The organism is Streptomyces sp. NBC_01460, assembly GCF_036227405.1.
Classification (GTDB): Bacteria; Actinomycetota; Actinomycetes; order Streptomycetales; family Streptomycetaceae; genus Streptomyces.
On record NZ_CP109473.1, the window covers coordinates 1,710,828 to 1,735,463 of the forward strand.

Consider the following 24,636-nt stretch of genomic DNA (forward strand, 5'->3'; position numbering starts at 1 on the left):
GCCGGACCGCGCGGCTCCCGCACGCGCTACTTCTGGGCGCCCACCATGCGCAGGACGAGGTCCGCGTAGAGGTCGCCGACCTCTTCGGGCGTCCGGCTGCCCTGCGCGTTGAACCAGCGCGCCACGTCGATGCAGAGGGACAGCACGGCGAGCGTCGTGCCCGGGACGTCCGGGACGTCGAACTCGCCGGCCCGGACACCCTCGCCGATGATCCGGCGCACGGCGGCGTCGCTGCGCCTGCGCAGCGCCACGATCTCGGCGCGGTGCTCGTCGCCGAGCGCCTCCAACTCGTACTGCACGACCCGGGCCGTGGTGTGCCGCTCGGCGTGCCAGCTGACGAAGGAGCGGACCGCGTCGGCGAGCCGCTCGGACGCCGTGCCGTCCTGGCCGGCCGCCGTCTCCAGGAGGAGCAGGGCGCGGTCGTGGCCGATCCTGCTGATCCGGTGGAGCAGCTCTTCCTTGGTCTTGTAGTGGATGTAGAGCGCGGCCGGGCTCATCCCGGCACGGCCGGCGATGTCGCGGGTGGTGGTCGCGTGGTAGCCACGCTCGGCGAAGGCCTCGACGGCCGCGACGAGCAGCCGCCTCGCCGCCTCGGGCGTGACCTCGCTCCACGGCGTGCTGTCGCCGTCGGTCTCCTCCGCCGTGCTCATCGCCACGTGCCCCTTTCCGCTGGCAGGACGAACACCATACCGCGAACCTGAGCAAGCGCTTAGAGCGCTCGGGGGGTGAGACGGTCAGAGCTTCTGGAAGGGGTCGTGCTCGGCGAGGATCTTCTCCAGCCTGGCCTGGTCGACCCTGCTGACGATCTGCCCCGCCTCCTGCCGGTCCCTGATGACCTTGGCGAGGGTGAAGCACGAGGTGACGAGGTAGAGGACGCCGATGGCGAGGAACGCCCGCACCCAGGCGTCGGCGTCGAGGAAGAAGATACCGAGGGCCACCGCCCCCATGGCCACCCCGAAGGAGAGGACGGCCTGTCCGTAGAAGGCGGCGGTGCTCTGCTGCTTGACCGATGATGTCTCACTCATGTCGCTCAGCATCCGGCGCGGTGGCGTACGCCGGTATCCGCCGGCGTACTCACCCGGTACTCAGAAGAGGGGCGGCCCGGCGCGCCGGGCCGGCCGGCGGCGGCCTCAGAAGGCGGAGACCCCGGTCAGCGCGCGGCCGATGATGAGCTTCTGGATCTGGCTGGTGCCCTCGTACAGGGTCATCACCCGGGCGTCCCTGACCAGCTTGCCGACGGGGTACTCGTCGATGTACCCGTAGCCGCCGAAGACCTGCAGGGCGTTGTTCGCGGCCCGCACCGCGGCCTCGGAGGCGAAGAGCTTCGCGGTGGACGCCGCCGTGGCGAAGTCCTTGCCGCGGTCGACGAGGTCGGCGACGCGCCAGGTCAGCATCCGCGCGGCGTCGACGTCCACGGAGATGTCGCTGATGAGTTCCTGGACGAGCTGGTAGCTCGCGATGGACTTGCCGAACTGCTCGCGCTCGCCCGCGTAGCGGACGGCCGCGTCCAGGGCGGCCTGCGCGATGCCGACACAGCCCGCCGCGACGGACATCCGGCCCTTGGCCAGGGCGGACATGGCGACGGAGAATCCCTTGCCCTCGGGCCCCAGGAGGGTGGAGGCGGGGACGCGGACGTCCTCCAGGGCCAGTTCGGCCGTGGCCTGGCCGCGCAGTCCGAGCTTGCCGTGGACGGTGCGCCGGGTGAGCCCGGGGGTGTCGGCCGGCACCAGGAAGGCCGAGACGCCCCGGTGGCCGGGGGCGTCGCCGGTACGGGCGAACAGCAGGACGACATCGGCCCAGGTGCCGTTGGTGATGAACATCTTGGAGCCGTTGATGACGTAGTCGTCGCCGTCGCGCACGGCCCTCGTCGTCAGGTTCCCGGCGTCGGACCCGGTGCCCGGCTCGGTGAGGCCGAAGCAGCCGACCGCCTCGCCCGCGGTGAGCTTCGGCAGCCACTGCCGCTTCTGCTCCTCGCTGCCCCAGGACGCGATCGTCTTGGCGACCAGGCCGAGCGAGACGGAGACGATGCCGCGCACCGAGGAGTCACCGCGGCCGAGCTCCTCGGTCACCAGGCAGTAGGCGAGGTGGTCACCGCCGGAACCGCCGTACTCCTCCGGGATCGTCAGGCCCAGGAAGCCGAGGGCGCCCAGCTTCTTCACGATCGACTTGTCGACACTCTCGGCACGGTCCCACTCGACGACGTGCGGAGTGATCTCCCGTGCGACGAAGTCCTCGGCGAGCTGCCGTACGGCGTCCTGCTCCTCGCTCAGCTCCAGGTTCATCCTGCGGCACCCCACTTTTAATTAGCACTGCTAGTTTAATGCTTGCAGGCCCTACTATGTGCCGCATGGCCCGACCGCGCAAGCCCCTCCTCAGCAGAGACCGCATCGTCGAGGCGGCGAGCTCGCTCGTGGACGCCGAAGGGCTGGACGCCGTGTCGACCCGCCGTCTCGCCGCCGAACTGGGGGTCAGCGGGCCCTCGCTCTACAACCACTTCCGGAACAAGGACGAGATCCTCGACGCGGTGGCCGACGCGGTGTCGGCACAGGTCGACCTGTCGATGTTCGAGGAGGACGACCCGCGCGACTGGCCCGCCGCCCTGCACGACTGGGCCGTCTCCTACCGCGCGGCGCTCGCCGCCCACCCGCACATCGTCCCGGTGCTCGCCCAGGGGCCCGGCCGCAGACCGGCCGGCCTGCGGGTCGCCGACGCGGTCTTCGGCGCGATGGTCAGGGCCGGATGGCCTCCCGCCCAGGCGACGTACATCGGCGCGCTGATGCGCTACTTCATCACCGGGTCGGCGCTCGGCTCCTTCGCCCGCGGCTTCGTCGACGACGAGACGGCGTACGACCCCGCCGACTACCCCCACCTGGGCCAGGCCCACCTGCTGGCCGACCGCCGCCAGCAGGTGGACGAAGGCGCCTTCGAGACCGGGCTGCGCGCCCTGTTGGACGGCCTGGCCCTCCAGTACGAGCAGACGGCCGCCGCGGGCCGCACGGTTCGGCACACGCCGAACGGTGCCTGACGCATCCTGGGCGTATGCCCCGTACGACACCGCCCGATCCGGCGGCACCCAGGCTCGCCGCGCTGGCAGCCCTGCTCGCCGACGAGACCCGCGCCTCCTTCTGCCTGGCCCTGCTCGACGGCCGGGCCTGGACCGCGGGCGAGCTGGCGCGCGGAGCGGGGGTGGCCGCCTCGACGGCCAGTGAGCATCTGGGCAAGCTGGTCGCCGGCGGGCTGCTCGCGGAGGAGCGCCAGGGCCGTCACCGCTACGTGCGGCTCGCCGACGCCCGGACCGCACAGCTCATCGAGGAGCTGGCCGCCCACACCCACCCCGGTACGCGGACGCCTCCGCGCACCCTGCGCGAGGCGAGCCTCCAGCACGCGCTGGCACGGGGGCGCACCTGCTACGACCACCTCGCGGGGAGGCTCGGGATCCGCGTCACCGACGCGATGACCGGGCGCGGACTCCTGCGGCAGGACAACGGTTTCGCGCTCACCGACGACGGCGTGGAGTGGTTCGGCGCCCTCGGTGTCCCGCTCGACACGGCGTCGCGGCGCCCCCTGGCACGCGGCTGCCTGGACTGGACCGAGCGGCGGCCGCACCTGGCGGGGACCGCGGGTGCCGCCCTGTGCCGGCACGTGCTGGACGCCGGGTGGTGCGAACGCGTCGGCACGGGACGGGCGGTCCGGGCGACGCCCACCGGGCTGCGTGCCCTGCGGGAGCACCTGGGCATCGAGCCCGCGGCCCTCGACGCGGACTGACCGTTCGGTGGGCGCCGAAGGGTCTCCGGCCTACCGTCGTATCCATGACGACGACACCGACCGCGCGCCCCGCCGCGCCCGCCACCTCCGGACGCGACTGGCGCGCCCCGGCCGCCGCGTGCACCACGGTCATCCTGTGGGCCTCGGCGTTCGTCTCCATCCGCAGCGCGGGAGAGGCGTACTCGCCCGGTGCGCTGGCCCTGGGACGGCTCGTGGCGGGCACACTGACCCTCGGCGCGTTCCTGCTCGTACGCCGCGAGGGCCTGCCGGCCCGGGCGGCCTGGCCGGGGATCGTCACCTCCGGGCTGCTCTGGTTCGGGCTCTACATGGTGGTGCTCAACTGGGGTGAGCAGCAGGTGGACGCGGGCACCGCCGCGATGGTCGTGAACATCGGCCCCCTCCTGATCGCCCTGCTGAGCGCCGGACTCCTCGGTGAGGGGCTCCCCCGGCGGCTGCTCGCTGGCATGGCCGTGTCGTTCGGCGGCGCGGCGGTGGTCGGGCTCTCCATGTCGGGGCACGGGAGCTCGTCGGTGCTCGGTGTCGTGCTGTGCCTGGTGGCCGCGGTGGCGTACGCGGGCGGCGTGGTCGGCCAGAAGCCCGCGCTCCGGCACGGGTCGGCCCTGCAGATCACCACGTTCGGCTGTCTGATCGGTACGGTCGCCTGCCTGCCGTTCACCGGCGTGCTGGTCTCCGAGGCGGCCGACGCGCCCCTGTCCGCCACGCTGAACATGATCTATCTAGGTGTCTTCCCGACGGCGCTGGCCTTCACCACCTGGGCCTACGCGCTGGCGCGGACCACCGCGGGCCGGATGGGCGCGACGACGTACGCGGTGCCCGCGCTGGTGGTGCTGATGTCCTGGCTGCTGCTCGACGAGGTTCCCGCGCTGCTCGCCGTCGCGGGCGGGCTGCTCTGCCTGGCGGGGGTGGCGGTCTCCCGGACCCGTGGGCGCGGGGGCCGCGGCGGGCCGGCGGATCCGCCGGCTGATGCCCGCGGGTGACCGCACCGGCACCGGGAGCCGCCGGGCGGGCCGGAAGTCCTTCCGGCCGGTGACCGAGGTCCCTCACGGCGGCCCGGCCCGAATCGCACAGTGGGAGGTGCGTCACATCCGTGCGGGCCGTCCTTCCGCACGGCCGGTCCGACCCTCCTGGAGGCACCCGAGTCATGCAGTACACCGACCACGCCGTGCTCAACGCTTCGGAACAGCTCGTCGTGGCAGCCGCGGCGGCTGCCGCCCCGTCGGTGTTCAACACCCAGCCGTGGTCGTTCGCCTTCGCCGACGGCGGGCTGGAGGTACGCGCCGATCCGGACGACGCCTCCATGCCGACGCCGTCCGCGGGGCGCGACGTCCGCCTGTCGTGCGGGGCCGCCGTGTTCAACGCGCGCGTCGCCCTGGCCCGCCTCGGCCACGGGTCCCGGGTGTCGGTGCTGCCCGACGCCGGCGAGCCGCTCCTGGTCGCGCGGGTCACCCTGAGCGGTGACGCCCCCGACCCGGCGCTGGACGCGCTGTACCGGTGGGTGGACACCCGTCGCACGAACCGCTACCCCTTCCGGCCCGAGGGCGTCCCCGCCGGCGTGCTGGCGCTGCTGCACGACGCCGCCCGCCTCGAAGGGGCGACCCTGCGCCTCCTGGACGGGGAGCCCGAGTACCAGCGGATGCTGACGACCATCCGGCGCGCGGTGTGGACCGAGGACGAGTCGGTCCGGGACGACCGGGAGGCCCGCCTGTCGCCGGGCGCCGGCGGGCCCGCCATCCCGGTTGGCAACCTCGGACCCGTGCCCCGGCGGGAACTCCCCGACGACCCGCCGGTGCGGGACATGGCCGAGGGGCTCGATGTGGCGGGACGGGGAAGCGCGGCCTTCGAGCCGCACCCGGATCTGGCCGTCCTGGAGACCGCGGACGACGACCCCGGTTCCTGGGTCACCGCCGGCCAGGCGCTGCAGAGGCTCCTGCTCGAAGCCACCGGACACGGCGTCGCGGCCTCGTTCGCCAATCAGCCCCTGGAGGACGCCGAACTGCGCCCCGTAGTGTCCGGCGGCGCCGCGCACCACGGCAGCCCTCAGATGGTCCTGCGCCTGGGCTACCCGACCGCACGGCCCCCGGTCCCGCCCCGCCGGCCGCTGAGCGAGGTGTTCCCCGGGCTGCGGGGCTGAGTGCCGGGCCGGGGCGGTGTGCCGCCCCGGCCCGGCCGGCCCCCGTCAGAACACGACCAGCGCGCGTCCGCCCTTGCCCGCGATCATGTTCTCGAAGGCCGCCGGGATGCCGTCCAGCGAGATCCGCTCCGTGACCAGCATCGAGAGGTCGAACCGTCCGGCGCGGATGTGGTCGGCGAGCACCGGCAGGTCGCGGGCCGGGTCGCTGTTCCCGTAGACGCAGCCGGTGAGGGAACGGCCCCAGTGGAAGATCTCCAGGGCGTTGAAGGTCACGGGCTGGTCCTTGCCGCCGATGCCGACGACCGTGGTGCGGCCGCCGCGACGGGTCGACTCCCAGGCAGCGCGGATCGTGGCGGCCCGGCCGACGCACTCGACGGCTACGTCCGCGCCCTGACCGCCCGTGAGCTTACGGACGGCACGCGGTGTGGTGTCGGAGGCGACGACGTAGTCGGTGGCACCGGCCCGGCGGGCGAGTTCCTCCTTCTCCGGCGACACGTCCACGGCGATGATCTTCGAGGCCCCGGCGATGCGCGCGGCCTGGAGGACGGCGAGACCGACCCCGCCGATCCCGAAGACGACGACGCTCTCGCCCTCACGCACCCGGGCGGAGTGGTGGACCGCCCCGTAGCCGGTCAGGACCGCGCAGCCGAGCAGGGCCGCGTCGTCGAGCGGGATGCCGGCCGGGGCCGGCAGCACGCAGTTGGCGGCGACGACGGTCTCCTGGGCGAAGGCCGCGACGTTCAGGCCGGGGTGGAGCTCGGTGCCGTCGGCCGTACGGGCGTGGACGTTCGCCGCGCCCTTGAGCGCGTCGGCGCAGAGCCAGACCTCGCCGATCCCGCAGTGGAAGCACTCACCGCAGGACGGGGCCCAGTTGAGGACGACCGCGTCGCCCGCGGCGACGTGGGTGACGCCCTCGCCGACGGCGAGCACCGTGCCGGCGCCCTCGTGGCCGAGGACGGCGGGGACGGGCAGCCTCATGGTGCCGTTGGAGAGGGACAGGTCGGAGTGGCAGACGCCGGCGGCGGCGAGCGAGATGCTCACCTGGCCGGGTCCGGGCTCCGGGAGTTCGATGTCGGTGATCTCCAGGGGAGCTCCGACGGCGGGCAGTACGGCGGCGCGGACCACGAACAGACTCCTCGGTGGATCGGCGGGGATCAGAACTGGAGGGACTTGGTCTGGAGGTACTCGGAGAGGCCGTGCGGGCCGAGCTCGCGCCCCACCCCCGACTGCTTGTAGCCGCCGAAGGGGGCCAGGGGGTTGAAGCGGCCGCCGTTGATGTCGACCTGCCCGGTGTCCATGCGGCGGGCGAAGGCCACGGCCTCCGCGTCGTCCGCACCCCAGACCGCGCCGGCCAGGCCGTACACGGTGTCGTTGGCGATGCGCAGGGCGTCGTCCACGTCCTCGTACCGCAGGATGGAGAGCACGGGGCCGAAGATCTCCTCCTGGGCGATGGTCATGCCGGGCGTCACGTCCGCGAACACGGTGGGGCTGACGTAGTAGCCCCGGTCCCTGGGCGCCTCGGGGCCTCCCGCGACGAGGCGGGCGCCCTCCTCGACGCCCTTCTCGATGTAACCCCGCACCCGGGCCTGCTGCTTGGCGTTGACGACGGGGCCGACGCGCTCCCCCGGCACGTACTTGGCCACGGCGGCGGCGGCGAGGCCCACGGCCTCCTCGTACCGCTCGGCGTCGACCAGCATCCGGGTCCAGGCGCTGCACGTCTGGCCGGAGTTGGACATCACGTTGGCCACGCCGACGTTGACGGCCTTGGCGAGGTCGGCCCCGGGAAGGATCACGTTGGCCGACTTGCCGCCGAGCTCCAGCGCGACGCGCTTGACCGCCGCTCCGGCGGTGGCCCCGATCTGCCGGCCGACGGCGGTGGAGCCGGTGAAGGAGACCAGGTCGACCCCTTCGTGCTCGGCCAGCGCCTGGCCGGCGACCGCGCCGATGCCGGTGACCAGGTTGAAGACACCGGCGGGCAGGCCCGCCTCCTGGGTGGCCTCGGCGAAGAGCTGCGCGGTGAGCGGGGTGTCCTCCGCGGGCTTCAGGACGACGGTGCAGCCCGCGGCCAGTGCCGGGGCCACCTTGGCGACGATCTGGTGGAGCGGGTAGTTCCAGGGCGTGATCGCGCCGACGACGCCCACGGGCTCCAGCAGGACCGTGGAGTTGCCCAGCTTCTCCTCGAAGGAGTACGAGGCCGCCAGCTCGGCGTACGAACCGGCGACCAGGACCGGTACGCCCGCGTGCACGGCCCGGGAGAGCGGCAGCGGCGAGCCGAGCTCGGCGGTGACCGTCTCGGCGATCTCGTCCTGGCGGGCGGCGAGGACGTCGCGCAGGGCGGCGATCCTCGCGGCGCGCTCGGCGGGCGGTGTGGCGGCCCAGCCGGGGAACGCGTCGCGTGCGGCGCGTACCGCGGCGTCGACGTCCTCGGCGGTGCCCGCCGGGACGTGGCCGATGACCTGCTCGTCCGCCGGGTTCACGACCGCGATCGTGTCCTGGCCCGAGGCGGGCCGCCACTCCCCGCCGATGTACATCCCGTCATGCGCCTTCATGGCTGTTCCTCCCGGGCTCGCTGTGCCTGCCGCCGAAGCCGTGCGTCGTACGGACGGATCCGTCCCGGCCCCAAACTAGCGCTGTTAGTTTTTCGGCGCCAGGGAACCACTGGAGACACAGATCACGCACGGGCCGCGGGCAGCGGTCACACGTCGAGCCCGGGAATGTCCCTCGGCAGGGGGCAGATCCTGCGCCCGGAGTGGTCGAAGACGTACAGATGCGCCAGATCGACGAGGAGCGGCACCTGTCCGCCGGTGCGAAGCCGCATGTCGGGGCCGGTGCGGACCACGAGGTCGCTCGCCGTGACGGCCGGGCGGTCGGGACTGCGCACGGCGTACGGCTCCGGGGCCGGCGGGTCGAGTACGGCGACGGAGCCGGTGGCGCGCCGCTTGAGGCGGTCCAGCACACCGGTTCCGCCGCCCCCGGGACGGCGGCGCTGGGGGGCCTGCGGCCGGGCGGACTCCAGGTCGGGCACCACGGCCGGCCGGGAGCCGGTGTTGAGGTGGACGAGCGCCTCGTGCCCCTGGTACTCGACGTGTTCGACGATGCCGCTGAGCGCCACCTCGCCAGGGCGGGCATGGCTGCGCGGGGCGATCCGGACGGCCTCGGAGCGCAGACCCACGATGATCGGGCGGCCCTGCTGGATGCGGAGCAACTGGTGGTCGGCGCTGAGCGGTTCGGGGAGCGGGAGGCGCTGCCGGCCGAGGTCGATCGACATCATCCCCTCCAGCGGGGCGTGGACGACGGCTTGGAGCAGATTGATCCTCGGGGTGCCGATGAACGCGGCGACGAACACGTTCTCCGGCAGCGCGTAGACCTCCCGCGGCGTGCTGACCTGCTGGAGCACGCCGCCGCGCATCACGGCCACGCGGTCGCCGAGCGACATCGCCTCCGACTGGTCGTGCGTGACGTACACGGTGGTGACGCCCAGTTCGGCGGTGAGGTGGGCGATCTCGGCGCGCAGGTGGTTGCGCAGCTTGGCGTCGAGGTTGGAGAGCGGTTCGTCCATCAGGAAGACGGACGGCCGCCGCGAGATGGCCCGGCCCATCGCGACCCGCTGGCGTTCGCCTCCGGAGAGCTGGCGGGGGTAGCGGTCCAGCACGCTCTCGATGCCGAGCATCCGGGCGGTGGACTCCACGCGCTCGGAGTGGTCGTCGCGGGGGCTCTCCAGCTTCAGCGGGAAGCCGATGTTGTCCCGGTTGGTCATGCTCGGATAGAGCGCGAAGTTCTGGAAGACCATGGCCATACCGCGTTCGCGCGGCGGCAGTTCGTTCGCCGGCTCGCCGTCGAGCAGCAGCTCCCCCTCGGAGATGTCCTCCAGACCCGCGATCATCCGGAGCACGGTCGACTTGCCGCAGCCCGAGGGGCCCAGCAGCACCACGAACTCGCCGGGGGCGACCGAGAGCGAGAACCGGTCGACGGCGCGCGGGGACCGTCCGTAGGTCTTGCTCACGTGGTGCAGGGAGATGGCACGAGACATGGTTCCGCCCGGGAAGGAGTGAGCGTGCGCGTGGGGAGCGGCTGCGTGGCCCGAAGCTAACCCACCCGGCGGGGTGTGGGAACGGCTCGTGCAGGACCCATCGGTTCCGGGAACTGTCAGGCGTGGTTCCGGTTGGCGGGGGGTCTCTCGGCACGGTGGCCGGGCGCGGCGGGGGCGGGGTCACCGGCGCGGGAGGCGGGCCCGGCCGGGTCGGGGTCAGCTGCCCGGGAGGCGGGTCCGGCCGGGTCGGGGTCCCCGGTCGCGCTCCGGTCCCCCCGCAGACCGAGTCCGGCCGCCCCGATCAGCAGGGCGCCCAGCATCACGAACGGCGCCGCGGTGCCCGCGACCCCGGCGATCAGCCCGGCGGACGCGGGCGCGGCGACCTGGCCGAGCCGGTTGCCGGTGAGCCTGAGGGCGAGCGCGGTCGAGCGGGCCGCCGCGGGGGCCGCCCGGACGACGGTGGTCATCGAGAGCGGCTGGCCGACCCCCAGGCAGAAGCCCAGCACGGCGAGCATCACGGCCAGCCCCCGGACGGGCACCGGCAGGGCGATGCCCGCGCACAGCAGGCCGCCGAGCAGGCAGGTCGTGGTGAGCAGGGCGGTCCGGCCGAGGAGGCGCAGCATCGGCGTCATGACGAGACGGCAGGCGATGGTGGCGGCCGCCCGCAGGCTGAGCAGCAGTCCGACTGTGGCGGGCGCGATGCCGCGGTGTTCGCCGACGACCGGCAGGTACGCGGTGAGGATGTCGGTGGCGCTGAGCACGGCGAGGCTGATGAAGATCCCGGCCGGGACGCCGCGGGTCCGCAGGATGCTCCCCACCGGGACCTTCCCGGCGGCCCGGCGGGCGGCACCGGACGCCCCGCGGTGCTCGATGCGCCACAGCGCCGTGAAGGAGACGGCGGCGACGACCGCCGAGACGAGCAGGGCGAGCGCGCTCGTACGGGCCATGGCCCCGTCCCGCCCGGAGATCAGGTGGCCCGCGGCGATCGGCCCGACGAGCTGGCCGAGGGAGGCGCCGATGGTGAAGTGGCCGAAATTGCGGTCCTGTTCGGCCGGCGCCGACTGCCGGGCGACGAGCGACTGGGCGCCGATCACGAAGCAGAGGTGACCGAGGCCCATGACCCCGCTCCAGGCGGCCAGCGCCGCGAGGGAGCCGGAGGTGCCGCCGAGCGCGCAGCCGCCGCCGATCAGGAGGACCCCGACGGGCAGCAGGGGTGCGCAGCGGCCGTGGTCGGTCCGCCGGCCGAGCGGTACGGCGGCGAAGAGCGGCAGCAGCGCGTACACCCCCGCGATGACGCCGATCGCGCGCTCGTCGGCACCCAGCGAGAGGGCCCGGTAGGAGACGGCGGGCCGCGCCATCGACACCGCTCCCTGCGCGAAGGCGAAGGCGATGACGAGGCGCAGCAGCCAGCCCCTGCCGGGCCCGGGTTCCGGAGGCATCAGATGATCCCGAAGAGGATGCCGGCGGCGAGGACCACCAGCGAGGTGAGCACGGCCCACTTGACGGTGAAGCGCGTGTGGTCGCCGAACTCGACCTTGGCCATGCCGACCAGGACGTAGACGGCGGGCACGAGCGGGGACGACATGTGCAGCGGCTGGCCCACGATGGAGGCGCGGGCGATCTCCAGGGAGGAGACGCCGTGGGCGGCGCCGGCCTCGGCGAGCACGGGCAGTACGCCGAAGTAGAAGCCGTCGTTGGACATGAAGTAGGTGAGCGGGAGGCTCAGCACACCGGTGACGACGGCCATGTGCGGGCCCATGGCGTCGGGGATCGCCCCGACGAGCCAGTCCGCCATGTGCTCGACCATACCGGTGCCGGTGAGCACGCCGGTGAAGACGGCCGCGGCGAAGACCATGCCGGAGACGTTGAGGACGTTGTCGGCGTGGGCCGCGATCCTGGCCCGCTGGTCGGGCATGTGGGGGAAGTTGACGGTGAGGGCGAGGGCCGCGCCGAGCAGGAAGAGCACCGGGATCGGCATGAGCTCCAGGATCATCGCGGCCAGCAGGGCGACGGTGAGGCCGGCGTTGAACCAGTAGAGCTTGGGACGCAGGGTGGACCGGTGGGGGTCGAGGCCCTTGAACTCCTCGTCCGCCCCGGCGTCGTCGGCGCCGCCGCCCGTGGTTCCCGTCCCGCCGGTGGCGGTTCCCTCGGGGGCCTTCGTGAGCCGGTCGCCGCCGCCCGCGCCGACCAGGACGGTCTCGGGCTCGGTGACCAGCGCCTCGTCGAGGGTGAGCATGCCGAGGCGCCTGCGCTCGCGGCGGCCCAGGACACAGGCGAGGAGGACGACCGCGAGGAGGCCGACGGCGAGCGCCGGGATCATGGGGACGAAGATGTCGGCGGCGTCCACCTTGAGCGCCGTGGCGGCGCGGGCGGTGGGGCCGCCCCACGGGAGGGTGTTCATGACGCCGTTCGCCGTGGCGGCGACACCGGTCAGGACCACGAGGCTCATCTTCAGCCGCTTGTAGAGCGGGTACATCGCCGAGACGGTGATCATGAAGGTGGTGGAGCCGTCGCCGTCCAGCGAGACGACCGCGGCGAGCAGCGCCGTGCCCACGACGATCCGCATCGGGTCCGCCTTGCAGAAGCGCAGGATGCCCCGGACGACCGGGTCGAAGAGGCCGACGTCGATCATCACGCCGAAGTAGACGATGGCGAACATCAGCATCGCCGCGGTCGGCGCGAGGGTGCCGACCCCTTCGATGACGTAGTCACCGAGCTGCGCGCCCTGTCCGACGGCCACGCAGAACAGGGCGGGGATCAGGACGAGGGCCGCGATCGGCGACATCTTCTTCGTCATGATCAGGACCAGGAAGGTCGCGATCATGGCGAAGCCGAGGATTGTCAACATATGGGATACCTAACGTTCACCTTTGAACTCTCACCGGTCTCGGCGGTCCGGATGACGTTAGGGGCCCCGAAGCAGCGTTAACAAGATGTTGACGTGTGAGCAATACGAGCAGAACCCCAGGTCAGCGCGTTGGCGCTACGGAGACGGGGACGGCGTTGAGCACCGCGGTGCCGGACAGCGGGTCCAGGAGGGTGCCGTCCAGGAGCTGGTTCACATTGACGCCCGGCTCCGCCCCCGCGACCGACATACGGGTGCCGGAGCGGCTGTGGCCCCAGCCGTGCGGGAGGCTCACGACCCCGGACCTCACCGAGTCCGTGATCTCGGCGGGCGCCTCGACCTCGCCGCCGGCCGCGGTGATCCGGGCCGTGTCGCCCTCGGCGAGTCCGATCCGGGCCGCGTCGTCGGGGTGGATCTGCAGGGTGCAGACGTTCGTGCCGCCGCGCAGCGCGGCGACGTTGTGCATCCAGCTGTTGTTGGACCGCAGGTGGCGGCGGCCGACGAGGACGAGCCCGGCGGGCCGCGCGCCGAGGGCGGCGCGGAGCCGGGGCAGGTCGGCGGCGATCGGCGCGGGGAACAGCTCGATGCGGCCGCTGCGGGTCCTGAGCACCTGCGGCACGCGGGGCTCCAGCGGGCCGAGGTCGATCCCGTGCGGCTGTGCGAGGAGCTGCTCCAGCGTGAGGTCGTACGGGCCGAGGCGGAGCATCAGGTCGAGGCGCCGCTCCCCGCCCGTGCGGCCCGTCAGCCCGGCGGCGTACTCCTCGGGGACGCCGGCCCTGGCGAGCGCCGCGGTGACGGCCAGGTCGTCGACGGTCTCGGGCGGCGCGCCGTGCCGGCCGCCGACGGCGAGGACGAGCCGGGCGAGGATCTCGCTCTCGTCCATCCGCCCCTCGTCCAGCGGCACGGCGGGGCGGCTGTAGCGGACCTGGTTGCGGACGGCCAGGGAGTTGAGGGAGAAGTCGAAGTGGGCGCTCTGCGAGGGCGGCGGCGGAGGCAGTACGACGTCCGCGTGGCGGGCGGTCTCGTTGAGGTAGGGATCGACGCTGACCATGAAGTCGAGGCCGTCGGCGAGGGCGCGGTCCAGCCGGTTCCCGTCGGGGGCGGAGAGCACCGGGTTGCCCGCGATGACGATCAGCGCCCGGATCCGGCCCTCCCCCGGTGTCTCGATCTCCTCGGCGAGCGCGGCGACGGGCAGCTCCCCCTTCGCCTCGGGGTGCCCGGAGACCCTGCTCCTCCAGCGGCCGAGCGCGAAGCCCTTGCCCGGCGCGGCGGGGCGCGGGGCGCGGGCGGTCGCGGAGAGGGGGAAGAGGGCCCCGCCGGGGCGGTCGAGGTTGCCGGTGAGGATGTTGAGCACGTCGACGAGCCAGCTGGCCAGGGTGCCGTGCTCGACGGTGCAGCTGCCGATGCGCCCGTAGACGGCGGCGGCGGGGGCGGCGGCCAGTTCGCGCGCGATCTCCCGGATGGTCCCCGCGTCCAGGTCGCACGCCGCGGCCACCGCCTCGGGGGTGAAGTCCGCCATGGCCTCGGCCAGTTCGTCGTACCCGTCGAGGTGCTCGGCGAGTGCGCCGGGGTCGGTGAGCTTCTCCTCGACGAGGACCTGGGTGAGTGCGGCGAGCAGCAGGGCGTCGGTGCCGGGCCTGATGGCGGCGTGGCGGTCGGCGAGGCGCGCGGTGCGGGTGCGGCGCGGGTCGATGACGGTGAGGGTGCCACCGCGCTTGCGGAGCGCCTTGAGCTTGCCGGGGAAGTCGGGGGCGGTGCACAGACTGCCGTTGGACTCCAGCGGGTTGGCGCCGATGAGCAGCAGGTGGGCGGTGCGGTCCAGGTCGGGGACGGGAATGGCGTGGGCGTCGCCGAAGAGCAGCCCGCTGGAGACGTGCTTGGGCATCTGGTCCAGGGTGCTGGCGGTGAAGACGTTACGGGTGCCGAGCGCGGACAGCAGCAGCGGCGGGTAGAGGCCGCCCGCCATGGTGTGCACGTTGGGGTTGCCGAGGAAGACCCCCACGGCCTGGGCGCCGTGCTCCTGGACCAGGGCCGGGATCCTCGCGGCGATCAGGTCGAAGGCCTCGCTCCAGGTCGCCTCGCGCAGGACCCCGTCGGTGCGGACGAGCGGGGTGCGCAGCCGGTCCGGGTCGGCGTCGAGCCCTCCGAAGGAGGCGCCCTTGGGGCAGATGAAGCCCTGGCTGAAGACGTCGTCGCGGTCACCGCGGGCACCGGTGACCTCGGTCCCCTCGATGGTGAGGGTGAGTCCGCAGGTGGCTTCGCAGAGCGGGCAGACACGCAGAGCGGTACGGGATTCGTGGGACATGGGCCCTCCCCGGGGCGGCGGCGGTGGCGCGCGGGCGTGGTCCGGCGCCCCGCGGCACGCTCGGCGGGTGCGGGCTCCCGGCGGACCGAGCATACCGACCGGTACGGATGCTGGCGAGGGCCTGGAGCGGCCGGTTGCGCCGGCCGCTCACCCCCTCAGCCGAGGACGCGCGCGAGATACGCCTGGAGCAGGAGACGGGTCTCGGCTATCAGGTCCGGGTCGCCCGACGGATCGGCGCGGAACGCGAGTTGGAGCAGGGCGTCGGCGGCCTGCACGCAGACCAGGACCGTGCGGCGCAGGGCGGCATCGGAGGCGTCCCCGTCGCGGCCCTGCCCGAGGTGACCGGAGAGCAGCTCCGCCAGGCGGTCCGCGACGCGGCGGTTCGCCTCCTCGTCGAGCGGACCGGCGGCGGGGACCGGCGGGCCGAAGTCGACGAGGGCGAAGCCGGCGACCGAACGCTTCATCGCCAGGTACGCGTCGAGCACGACGTCGATGGCCGGACGCCATTCCCGCTCCGGGACCGCTTCGAGTCCGGCGACGACCCGCTCGGCGAAGACCTCCAGGTTGCGCTCGGCGAGGGCGTCGACGAGCGCCCTCTTGTTGGGGAAGAAGCGGTAGACGGAGCCGATGGGCACGCCGGCCCGGTCGGCCACCGCCCGGGTGGAGAGCTGCTCGTAGCCGGTCTCGTCGAGGAGCGCGGCGCCGGCGTCGAGGATGCGGGCGAGACGGTCGGCGCTGCGCTGCTGCACGGGGACGCGTCGGAGGTTCGTATGAGCGTGGGACACGCCTCCATGATGCCCGTATGCCGTTGACGGGCCACGTTTCGATTCCTACGGTGTTCCATAGGATTCTTCGTCAGGGGATCCACGGGATCCCCCATCCACCAGGAGCACACGATGAGCGGCATCGAGCAGGCGAGGAAGACGGCGGAGAACCTCGCCCATCTGTCCGGCTTCGGCAACGAGCACAGCTCGGAGGCCGTCCCGGGCGCCCTCCCGCACGGCCGCAACTCGCCGCAGCGCGCCCCCCTCGGGCTCTACGCCGAGCAGCTCAGCGGCTCCGCCTTCACCGAACCCCGCGCCCGTAACCGCCGGTCCTGGCTCTACCGGATCCGCCCCTCGGCCGCCCACCCCGCCTTCGTCCGCGTCGACAACGGGACCCTGCGCACCGCGCCCTTCGCCGAGGCGGTCCCCGACCCCAACCGGCTGCGCTGGGACCCGCTCCCCGACCCCGCGCCGGGCACGGACTTCCTGACCGGCCTGTGGACGCTGGGCGGCAACGGCGACGCCACGCAGCGCACCGGCATGGCCGTGCACCTCTACAGCGCGAACACCTCGATGACCGACCGGGTGTTCAGCGACTCCGACGGGGAGCTCCTGATCGTGCCGGAGCGCGGCGGCCTGCTGCTCCGCACCGAGCTGGGGGTGCTCGCGGCCGGTCCGGGCCAGATCGCGCTGATCCCCCGGGGCGTCCGCTTCCGCGTCGAGTTGCTCGACGCCACGGCCCGCGGCTACGTCTGCGAGAACTACGGCCAGCCCTTCGTCCTGCCCGACCTGGGTCCGATCGGCGCCAACGGCCTGGCGAACGCCCGGGACTTCCTGGCGCCCGTCGCGGCGTTCGAGGACCGAGAGGGCCCGGTCGAGGTGGTCAACAAGTTCTGCGGGAACCTCTGGTCGGCGACGTACGGGCACTCCCCGCTCGATGTCGTCGCCTGGCACGGCAACCACACCCCGTACGTCTACGACCTGCGCCGCTTCAACGTCCTGGGCACGATCAGCTACGACCACCCGGACCCGTCGATCTTCACCGTGCTGACCTCGCCGTCCGACACCCCGGGGCTGGCGGGCGTCGACTTCGTCGTCTTCGCCCCCCGCTGGCTGGTCGGTGAGGACACCTTCCGCCCGCCGTACTTCCACCGCAACGTGATGAGCGAGTACATGGGCCTGATCGAGGGCGCGTACGACGCGAAGGCGGGCGGGTTCGTCCCGGGCGGCGGCTCGCTCCACAACATGATGTCGGCGCACGGCCCGGACCGGGAGACCTTCGACCGGGCGAGCGCGGCGGAGCTGGAGCCGCAGCGGATCGACGACGGCCTGGCGTTCATGTTCGAGACCCGCTGGCCGGTCACGGCGACCGCGCAGGCGGCGGGCGCGGGGCATCTCCAGCGCGGATACGACGAGGTGTGGCAGGGTCTGAGCCGCAACTTCCGGCCGTGAGACCTCCCGGCCGGCCGCACCGCGGAGAGATCGGGTGAACCGGATGGATCAGGTGAACGAGGTGGGTCGGCCCGGCTTCGCCCCCGACTCCCTGGTGCTGAACCGGAAGCTGCCCCTCTGGTACCAGGTCTCGCAGTCCCTGCGGGCCTCCATACTGGGCCGCCCCCAGGACGCCTCGACCCGGCTGCCCACCGAGGAGCAGCTCGCCCTGCACTACGGCGTCAGCGTCCTCACCATGCGCCAGGCCCTCAAGGAGCTGGAGAGCGAGGGGCTGATCAGCAGGCACCGGCGGCGCGGCACGTTCATCGAGCCGCGGGCCCGGCGGGTGTCACCGGTCCGGCTGCTGGGGTCGATCGACGCGATCGTCGCCCAGCAGTCGGGTGAGCGGACGACGGTGCTCGGCCACGGCCGGGCGCCCGTCCCGGGCGATCTCGCCGAGTTCTTCCCGGACTGCCCGGACGTGGTCAGCTACCGGCGGCTCCGCTGCGACGACGGGTCGGGCGAGCCCACCAACTGGGCGGAGAACGCCGTGCGTCCGGAGGTCGCGGCCCGGATCGACGTGGCCGACCTGGAGCGGTGGCCGATGACCAAGGTGCTGCGTGACGCCGTCGGCGTACGGATCTCCCGGATCACCGACACCGTCGAGGCGCGCCTCGCCGACCCCGTCACGGCCGAGCTCCTCCAGGTCCCGCTGCTCAGCCCGATCCTGCACTACACCGGCGTGACGTACGACGACGACGGCACCGTGGTGGACGTGGCGCGCATCCGCTACCGGGGCGACCGCTTCTCCTTCTCCGTCACCGTCGACGCGCACTGAGGCGGCCGCCGCCGTCGGGTCCTCGCACCGAGCGACCCGCCGGGGCGTGGCGGCCGGTCGTTACGATGCCTGGGGCGGAGGACGTGGCGACACGGGGAGGACGACACGGTGGCAGCACGGGTGGCGGCCGGGACCGGCGGGGGCGACGCGCTCCCGCTGCTGGACGACCTCATGCCCTGGTCGGTGCGGCCCCTGAGACCGGGCCGCCCGTGGGTGACGGCTCCCGACGCCTCCTCGCTCCGCGCCCGCTGGGACCTGCTCGTACGGTCCGAGGGTGCCGAGCGAGACCGGCTCTTCCTGCCCAGCCGCTCCCGGACGCCGATGACCCCGGCCGCGGCACTGCCGGGCAGGTCCACGTCGACGAGCGCCTTCGCCCGTGACCCCGGCCCGTACCCCGAACCCGTACGGATCCTGCACGGCCCGTTCGACGAGCAGTGGCTGATTCCCGACCACCGGCTGCTCGACGCGGCCCGCCCGGAGCTGTGGCGGGTCGCCGACGGGCACCAGCTCTTCGCCGTCGAGCACGGATACGTCCCCCAGGACGGCGGGCCCGTCCTGTCGGCGACCGCGCTCCTGCCCGACGGACACTCCCCCGCGGGTCGGCCCGGCCGGATCCGGCCGCTCTACCGGCGGCCGGGCGGCCAGGAACCCAATCTCCCGCCGGGTCTGCCCGCTCTGCTGACCGCCCGGTACGGGGTGCCGGTCGGCGCCGAGGCCGTGCTGGCCTGGGTCCTCGCCGCCGCCCTTCCCTCCCCCGGCGGGCCGCTCGTCCCGCTGCCCGCCGACGGAGCCCTCTGGTCCGAGGGGGTGGAGCTCGGCCGGGAGCTGCTGCGGCTCCATCTGCGCGGCGCGCGCGGCGGGGAGCGGCCGAGGCTGCCGGGCGGCCGGCGCCCGTACGTGCGGGCCGCGATCCCGCCCCGGCCGGACGAACTGCGCTACGACGCCGAGGAGGAGGCGATCGTCCTCGGCGGGGGACGCGTCTCCCCCGTGCCCGCCGGGGCCTGGGACTTCCGGGTCGACGGGGTGCGGATGCTGGAGCTCTGGTTCGAGCGGCGCACGGCGACGGCGGAGGGGCTGGCCGCGGTGGGGCCGCCCGACTGGCCGCGGGAGCGGACCTCGGAGCTGCTGGAGCTGATCACCGTGCTGGCACTGCTCGCCGCACTGCACCCCCGGCAGCAGGCGCTGCGGGAGCGGATCGCGCGGGAACCGGCTCTGACGCGGGAGGAGTTGTGCGCGGCCGGGGTGCTTCCCGTCGCCGCGTCGGCCCGTCGCCCCGCGTCCGTACTGGATCATCAGGAGGAGGGGCCGGAGGGGCAGTTCGCCCTGCTGTGAGGTCGCCGTGAGGTCGCCGTGCGGTGCCCCCGCCGTCAGAGGAGGCGGGGTGCGGGACGTGCCGGGCGTCGCCGTGGCCAGGGTGGTGACATCCGCTGCGGGGCGGGACGCCGGCGCCGATGGGTGCCGTACCGGCGCTGGGGAACACACCGACGCAACGCTGCGGGCCCTGGGGATGACGGACGGGCTTGCAGCAGCACTGCGCCGGGGCGGAGTGATCGTGGACACGGCCCTGAGCGGAGGCCGGACCGGTCCTGACAGCCGTCGGTCAGCGGCGGCTGCCGAAGAGCGAACGCCGCAGTCGCCGCAGCGGGGCGAAGAGCGAGACACGCGCGCTCCTGCTCCTGCGGGTGTGCGCGGCGTCGCGCGACGTAAGTTCGAGCATCAGCAGCGTCGCTTCCGCCGACTCGCGCTGCGGGACGGCGGGACCGCCCAGCACTGCGAGATGACGGTCGAGGCGCGAACTGGTCGCACCGCTCCCACATGTGATCGCAGGCACACGCGGCCTGCTGCGCACCGTTATCTGTTCCATGTCACTCCCCACCCGTACGAGGGCACCCGGCCCGGGCAGGTTAACCCTATCGTCCCGCGGCGACACACGTGTATCCCGGCCGCAGGATTGCACACCCGTACACGGGTGTTGACGTCCCGTTACCGCATCCTGTCGGTTCCGGGACGGGTTGAGTTAGCTTGGAGGGGATTCGTCCGTACCGCACCACGCTGCTGATGGAGGGTCACCGATGAGCGAGGTCCCCGGAACCGGACATGTGATCGTGGATCGATACCGCCTTCTGGACGCCCTGGGCCAGGGCGGGGCCGGCATCGTGTGGCGCGCCCGTGACGAGGTGCTGGGGCGCGAGGTGGCCGTGAAGGAGGTACGGGCCCCTGCGGGCCTGCCGGCCGCCGAGGCGGAGCGGCTGTTCGCGCGCCTGGAGCGGGAGGCCCGGTCCGCGGCCCGCGTCTCGCACCGCAACGTCGTCGCCGTCCACGACGTGGTCACCCAGGACGCCCGCCCCTGGATCGTCATGGAGCTGGTCCGCGGACTCACCCTGGCCGACGTGCTCGACGCCGACGGCCCGCTGTCCCCACGGCGGGCGGCCCGCATCGGCGCGGAGGTGCTCGCGGCGCTGCGCGGCGCCCACGGCGCCGGCGTACTGCACCGCGACGTGAAACCGGGCAACGTCCTGCTGGCCAACGACGGGCGGGTGATGCTGACGGACTTCGGCGTCACCACGGCCGAGGATTCGTCCGCGCTCACCTCGGCGGGTGAACCGATCGGCTCACCGGAATACCTCGCCCCCGAGCGTGCGCTGGGGCGCACACCGGGGCCCGAGTCCGACCTCTGGTCGCTCGGAGTGCTTCTGTACGCCGCCACCGAGGGAAGGTCGCCGTTCCGGCGGGACACCCCTCCGGAGACCCTGCGCGCGGTGACCGAGGAGGAGCCGGCACCGCTCCTGCGGGCGGATGCGCTCACCCCCGTCGTCGAGGAGTTGCTGCGCAAGGACCCGGCCGCACGGCTCGCCGCCCCGGAGGCCGAGCGCCGGCTGCGGATCCTGGCCGCGGGCGGGAGCGGATCGCCCGGCGCCGGGGCGGCGGGCCCCACACCCCCGGCGGATGATCCGGCCGCGCCGGACGACCCGGCCACGAGGGCCGGGGAGCCCGGTCCCCCGGCGGGCCCGGCGGCTCCCGACGGGAGTACGCGGCGCACCGGTGTCCTGGTGGCGGTGGCAGCGGTGGTCGCGCTCCTCATCGCCGGAGGTCTCGTCTGGGCGCTGACGGACGACGACGACTCGGGCGGGAGGAGCGACGGGAAGGCCCCGACGAGCGTCTCGGCGGCGTCCTCGCCGTGACGTGCGGGGAGGGAGCCCCACGGGAGAGGACCCCCTCCCCGCAGCACGGCCGGACCGGCCGGCCGCACTGCGGAAGTGCGGTCAGTCGTTCGCGTTGAGGACCGGCAGATAGCCGCCCGACTGCCCGGCGGCGGTGGGGTGGTAGGACTCGCCGATGTTGAGCCAGTTCACGCTGTGGAGCCATGCGCTGCCCGAGCAGATCTCGTGCCCGGTGAAGGTGGAGGAGACGTCGCCGAAGGTGAAGCCGTGGTCGGCCGCGCGCTTGGCCGTGGCGGCGTTGAGGTAGTCGGCGGCGCCGTTGATGGCGGAGCGTTCCTTCTCGCTCAGACCGGCGATGCAGCCGCCGCCGAGCTTGTAGAAGCGGGGGTACCCGAGGACGACGACACGGGCCGAGGGCGCTTTCGCGCTGATCGCCGTGTACACGGAGTCCAGTTTGCCGGGGAGGGTCGAGTCGACGTAGGCACGGGCGGTGGCGATCCGGCTCAGGCAGGTGGCCTCGGACTGCAGGACACAGGTCGTCATGACATCGGCGAAGCCCGCGTCGTTGCCGCCGATGGAGATCGAGACGAGATCGGTGGCGGAGCTGAGAGGACCGAGCTGGCCGGCCGTCACATCACCGGTCCTGGCCCCCGAACACGCGGTGAAGGCGAACGAGGCGGGCTTGTTGGCCGCCTGCCAGAGGGCGGGATACGCACGGGTGCTGCGCTTGCAGTCGCCGCTCGCACCGTCGTAGCTGCCGGCGCCGACACCTGACGAGTACGAGTCACCCAGGGCCACGTAGTCGACCGACGCCGCCGATGTCCGGGCCTGGGCCACGCCCACGCCCGTCAGGGCGAGAACGGTACCGAGCAGGAGAGAGGACGAGAACGCCACGAGTCTGGACATTTTCATGGAACCTCCTTGGGCAGGATCTCTGCCTACTCCGTAGTAGCAGTCCCGGCCGGAATTCCGGAAGTGTCCATGCCAACTTGCTTCGACGTGGCGCACTCGGAGCCCTGCTGACGGTGCACCACATCAGAATCAGGCATCCGGCACATGGAGGGGCAAAGCTTCCCATCCGGATCATCCGACCGGAGACCGGGAGACTCGGTTCACATCCCCCGGACGGCGCCCCGTCCGCCACCCGGGGGCAGCTCCTGAAACCTGGGTGCGCGGGGTGCCGCCGTGCCGGATCATGGGCGCCATGCCTCCCAACCCCGAGTCCGCCCTGCCGATCCGGCTCAACGTCGACGACAGCGATTCGCCGTCCGACGTCGTGGACGCACTGTTCCTGGGCCGCTTCGCGATGGGCGAGCAGCCGTATTCGCACAGCGCCTCCCTCGACCGGGTCAAGTCGGGCGCGACCCTGCTGCCCCCGGCCGCCGAGGTGCTGAGGGCCGCACGGGACGACGACCGGAGCGCCACCCTCGCCGAGGGCGACGGCTGGACGGTGCTGGTCTCGCGGTGGAACAGGGGCGCCGATGTCACGGTCACCGCCACCACCCCCGAGCTGGCCCGGAAGATCCTCTCCGAGGCGACCGACGGAGCCCAGGACGAGCCGGAGCCGCAGCCTGAGAACGTGCCGATGGGGTTCTGGTACGTCTCCCCGCGCCGGGGTCCGCACCGCACCACCCGGCAGATCGCCGCGGGCACGTGGGACGAGGTCCGGTCCAACTACACGGCCCCGGTGGCCGATGCGATGGACCGGCTGATGAAGGTCACCCCCGACGACATCTCCGGCCGGCTGCTCCTGCTGCACGGCCCTCCCGGCACCGGGAAGACCTCCGCACTGCGCACCCTCGCCCGGTCCTGGCGCGACTGGTGCCAGGTCGACTGCGTCCTGGATCCGGAGCGGCTCTTCAACGACGTCGGCTACCTGATGGACATCGCCATCGGTGAGGACGACGGTTCGGCGAAGGGACGGTGGCGGCTGCTGCTCCTGGAGGACTGCGACGAGCTGATCCGGGGCGAGGCCAAGCACACGGCGGGTCAGGCGCTGTCCCGGCTGCTCAATCTGACGGACGGGCTGCTGGGCCAGGGCCGCAACGTCCTGGTGGGGGTGACGACCAACGAGGACCTGGAACGGCTGCACCCCGCGGTCGTCAGGCCGGGCCGCTGCCTGGCCCGTATCGAGGTGGGCTCGCTGACCCGCGCCGAGTCGGTGTCCTGGCTGGGTACGGAGGAGGGGCTCGGCCGCGAGGGGGCGACGCTCGCGGAGCTGTACGCCCTGCGGCGCGGCAGCGGACCCGCCTCGGTGCCGAAGCAGGACGCGGGGGCGGACGCGGGGCTGTATCTCTGAACCGGGGCCCGTGCCAGGCACTTCCGGGCCGGAGGCGCCGAGTCGTCGCCGGGCCTCCTCGCGGGTGGACCCGGCGACGGCTCACCGACGCATGCGGTGCGCGTCCCGCTCGGTGGGGCGCCCGGTGCCGGCGTCCGGGCCGGGCGCGATCCCCGTGGCCCCGCTCAGCCGTCCGAACCGGTCTCCGTCGCTTCCCGGGCCGCGGCAAGGGCTCGCTGCCTGGCCTCACCGAACAGCTGGATCATGGTGGCGGCCAGGACGTCGTCCCTGCCGATCGTCCGCCCATCTCCCGTGCGGGTGGACAGGGCCAGGACGGACTCCGGCACGGACGGCCGCGTGTCGGCGGGTTCGCCCGGCGTCATCAGGGTGACCGTGCCGAACCGGGTGATCCCCTTCTCCCTGACGACCATGGCAGCGTCCCGGGCGAGGTCCGTCAGGAACACGCTCGCGAGCCCGTCCAGATCACGGACCATCGCCGGGACGGCTGCCGTACCCCGGCTGCGCAGCAGCTTCCTGACCCCGGGCTCGAACCTGTGGGCGCCCACCACGGCACTCGGCTTGCGTGACCTGCTGCGCCTGGGGGCGTGTACGACGGCGCCCTCGGCGTCGTACGCGACTCCGGTCAGCCCCTTGAACGTGGGACTGTGGTGGTACCAACCGCCTCCCACCTCCAGCTCGACGTCCCGGTCGATGGCTGTCACGAGGTCCTTGGGAAGCAGCTTCCTACGGGCTTCCTCCCGCGCCGCCCGCAGCGCGCCGTCGATGATGTCCGTCAGTACCGCCCGCGTCACCGACGCGGCGGCCCGGGCGGCCGACCGCGAGACGTGCAGCGGGGTGACGTCCCTGAACACCGCTCTGACGAGGGAGGGCTTGAACGAGGGAACGTCCCTGCCCGCGGCGGACGCGGCGCCGGTGCGCTGGGGGTGTACGGGGGATGCGGGCATCGGAAAGAGCTCCCTGCTGTCGGTACGCGTCGGTGGCCGGCCGGTGCGACCGGCCGGTCACCGACGGGCTGCCCGTCCTTGGCCGGACAGCCCCTCCACGAT

22 protein-coding genes are annotated in these 24,636 nt (G+C 73.3%); 9 read left to right on the forward strand and 13 right to left on the reverse strand.

The window, feature by feature from the left end:
* Positions 1–26 precede the first annotated feature (26 nt).
* From OG488_RS07610 to OG488_RS07620, 3 genes are all read right to left on the reverse strand, one after another.
* Positions 27–650, reverse strand: a complete 624-nt coding sequence (locus OG488_RS07610; protein WP_329227104.1) for a TetR/AcrR family transcriptional regulator — start codon at positions 648–650, stop codon at positions 27–29.
* Between the two features lie 84 nt (positions 651–734).
* On the reverse strand, positions 735–1,025 hold the full coding sequence (locus OG488_RS07615; protein ID WP_329227105.1) for a YiaA/YiaB family inner membrane protein: 291 nt from the start codon (positions 1,023–1,025) through the stop codon (positions 735–737).
* Positions 1,026–1,130: 105 nt separating this feature from the next.
* On the reverse strand, positions 1,131–2,282 hold the full coding sequence (locus tag OG488_RS07620; RefSeq protein WP_329227107.1) for an acyl-CoA dehydrogenase family protein: 1,152 nt from the start codon (positions 2,280–2,282) through the stop codon (positions 1,131–1,133).
* 65 nt (positions 2,283–2,347) lie between these two features.
* Between OG488_RS07620 and OG488_RS07625 the strand changes: the two genes are divergently transcribed.
* The 4 genes from OG488_RS07625 (at position 2,348) to OG488_RS07640 (ending at position 5,917) form a co-directional block, all read left to right on the forward strand.
* A complete protein-coding gene (locus OG488_RS07625; RefSeq protein WP_329227109.1) occupies positions 2,348–3,025 on the forward strand; it encodes a TetR/AcrR family transcriptional regulator in 678 nt (225 codons plus the stop codon).
* A gap of 14 nt (positions 3,026–3,039) precedes the next feature.
* Positions 3,040–3,765 (forward strand): ArsR/SmtB family transcription factor, encoded by a 726-nt coding sequence (locus OG488_RS07630; protein WP_329227111.1) that lies wholly within the window; start codon positions 3,040–3,042, stop codon positions 3,763–3,765.
* 44 nt (positions 3,766–3,809) lie between these two features.
* A complete protein-coding gene (locus OG488_RS07635; RefSeq protein ID WP_329227112.1) occupies positions 3,810–4,763 on the forward strand; it encodes a DMT family transporter in 954 nt (317 codons plus the stop codon).
* Between the two features lie 164 nt (positions 4,764–4,927).
* Positions 4,928–5,917 carry an Acg family FMN-binding oxidoreductase gene (locus tag OG488_RS07640; protein ID WP_329227113.1) on the forward strand — a complete coding sequence of 330 codons (990 nt, stop codon included), beginning with the start codon at positions 4,928–4,930 and terminating at the stop codon, positions 5,915–5,917.
* Positions 5,918–5,962: 45 nt separating this feature from the next.
* Here OG488_RS07640 and OG488_RS07645 read toward each other — a convergent pair whose 3' ends face one another.
* From OG488_RS07645 to OG488_RS07675, 7 genes are all read right to left on the reverse strand, one after another.
* On the reverse strand, positions 5,963–7,042 hold the full coding sequence (locus OG488_RS07645; RefSeq protein WP_329227115.1) for a Zn-dependent alcohol dehydrogenase: 1,080 nt from the start codon (positions 7,040–7,042) through the stop codon (positions 5,963–5,965).
* A 29-nt stretch (positions 7,043–7,071) separates the two neighbouring features.
* Complete coding sequence (locus tag OG488_RS07650) at positions 7,072–8,466, reverse strand: aldehyde dehydrogenase family protein (RefSeq protein ID WP_329227117.1); 1,395 nt, start codon at positions 8,464–8,466, stop codon at positions 7,072–7,074.
* A gap of 146 nt (positions 8,467–8,612) precedes the next feature.
* Complete coding sequence (locus OG488_RS07655; RefSeq protein ID WP_329227119.1) at positions 8,613–9,947, reverse strand: ABC transporter ATP-binding protein; 1,335 nt, start codon at positions 9,945–9,947, stop codon at positions 8,613–8,615.
* A 116-nt stretch (positions 9,948–10,063) separates the two neighbouring features.
* Positions 10,064–11,386: an MFS transporter gene (locus OG488_RS07660; protein ID WP_329227122.1), complete on the reverse strand. Its 1,323-nt coding sequence runs from the start codon at positions 11,384–11,386 to the stop codon at positions 10,064–10,066.
* Entirely contained in the window at positions 11,386–12,795 is a 1,410-nt protein-coding gene (locus tag OG488_RS07665) for a CitMHS family transporter (RefSeq protein ID WP_329227124.1), read from the reverse strand. The genes OG488_RS07660 and OG488_RS07665 overlap by 1 nt, the downstream gene beginning before the upstream one ends.
* 121 nt (positions 12,796–12,916) lie before the next feature.
* Positions 12,917–15,097 (reverse strand): molybdopterin oxidoreductase family protein, encoded by a 2,181-nt coding sequence (locus OG488_RS07670; RefSeq protein WP_329227126.1) that lies wholly within the window; start codon positions 15,095–15,097, stop codon positions 12,917–12,919.
* Between the two features lie 155 nt (positions 15,098–15,252).
* Complete coding sequence (locus OG488_RS07675; protein WP_329227128.1) at positions 15,253–15,882, reverse strand: TetR/AcrR family transcriptional regulator; 630 nt, start codon at positions 15,880–15,882, stop codon at positions 15,253–15,255.
* Positions 15,883–15,993: 111 nt separating this feature from the next.
* On the opposite strand from OG488_RS07675, the gene hmgA reads away from it, so the two are divergent.
* From hmgA to OG488_RS07690, 3 genes are all read left to right on the forward strand, one after another.
* Positions 15,994–17,313 carry a homogentisate 1,2-dioxygenase gene (hmgA, locus tag OG488_RS07680; RefSeq protein WP_329227129.1) on the forward strand — a complete coding sequence of 440 codons (1,320 nt, stop codon included), beginning with the start codon at positions 15,994–15,996 and terminating at the stop codon, positions 17,311–17,313.
* Positions 17,314–17,356: 43 nt separating this feature from the next.
* Entirely contained in the window at positions 17,357–18,130 is a 774-nt protein-coding gene (locus tag OG488_RS07685; RefSeq protein WP_329227130.1) for a GntR family transcriptional regulator, read from the forward strand.
* A gap of 108 nt (positions 18,131–18,238) precedes the next feature.
* Positions 18,239–19,462 (forward strand): type ISP restriction/modification enzyme, encoded by a 1,224-nt coding sequence (locus tag OG488_RS07690; protein WP_329227132.1) that lies wholly within the window; start codon positions 18,239–18,241, stop codon positions 19,460–19,462.
* A 268-nt stretch (positions 19,463–19,730) separates the two neighbouring features.
* Here OG488_RS07690 and OG488_RS07695 read toward each other — a convergent pair whose 3' ends face one another.
* A complete protein-coding gene (locus OG488_RS07695) occupies positions 19,731–19,994 on the reverse strand; it encodes a hypothetical protein (protein WP_104790182.1) in 264 nt (87 codons plus the stop codon).
* 208 nt (positions 19,995–20,202) lie between these two features.
* Between OG488_RS07695 and OG488_RS07700 the strand changes: the two genes are divergently transcribed.
* On the forward strand, positions 20,203–21,312 hold the full coding sequence (locus OG488_RS07700; RefSeq protein ID WP_329227134.1) for a serine/threonine-protein kinase: 1,110 nt from the start codon (positions 20,203–20,205) through the stop codon (positions 21,310–21,312).
* A gap of 81 nt (positions 21,313–21,393) precedes the next feature.
* On the opposite strand, the gene OG488_RS07705 is transcribed toward OG488_RS07700, so the two are convergent.
* Positions 21,394–22,203, reverse strand: coding sequence for an SGNH/GDSL hydrolase family protein (locus OG488_RS07705; RefSeq protein ID WP_329227135.1), 810 nt, complete (start codon positions 22,201–22,203; stop codon positions 21,394–21,396).
* Between the two features lie 292 nt (positions 22,204–22,495).
* On the opposite strand from OG488_RS07705, the gene OG488_RS07710 reads away from it, so the two are divergent.
* Positions 22,496–23,590: a DUF5925 domain-containing protein gene (locus tag OG488_RS07710; protein WP_329227137.1), complete on the forward strand. Its 1,095-nt coding sequence runs from the start codon at positions 22,496–22,498 to the stop codon at positions 23,588–23,590.
* A 164-nt stretch (positions 23,591–23,754) separates the two neighbouring features.
* On the opposite strand, the gene OG488_RS07715 is transcribed toward OG488_RS07710, so the two are convergent.
* A complete protein-coding gene (locus OG488_RS07715) occupies positions 23,755–24,534 on the reverse strand; it encodes a hypothetical protein (RefSeq protein WP_329227139.1) in 780 nt (259 codons plus the stop codon).
* Between the last annotated feature and the right edge of the window lie 102 nt (positions 24,535–24,636).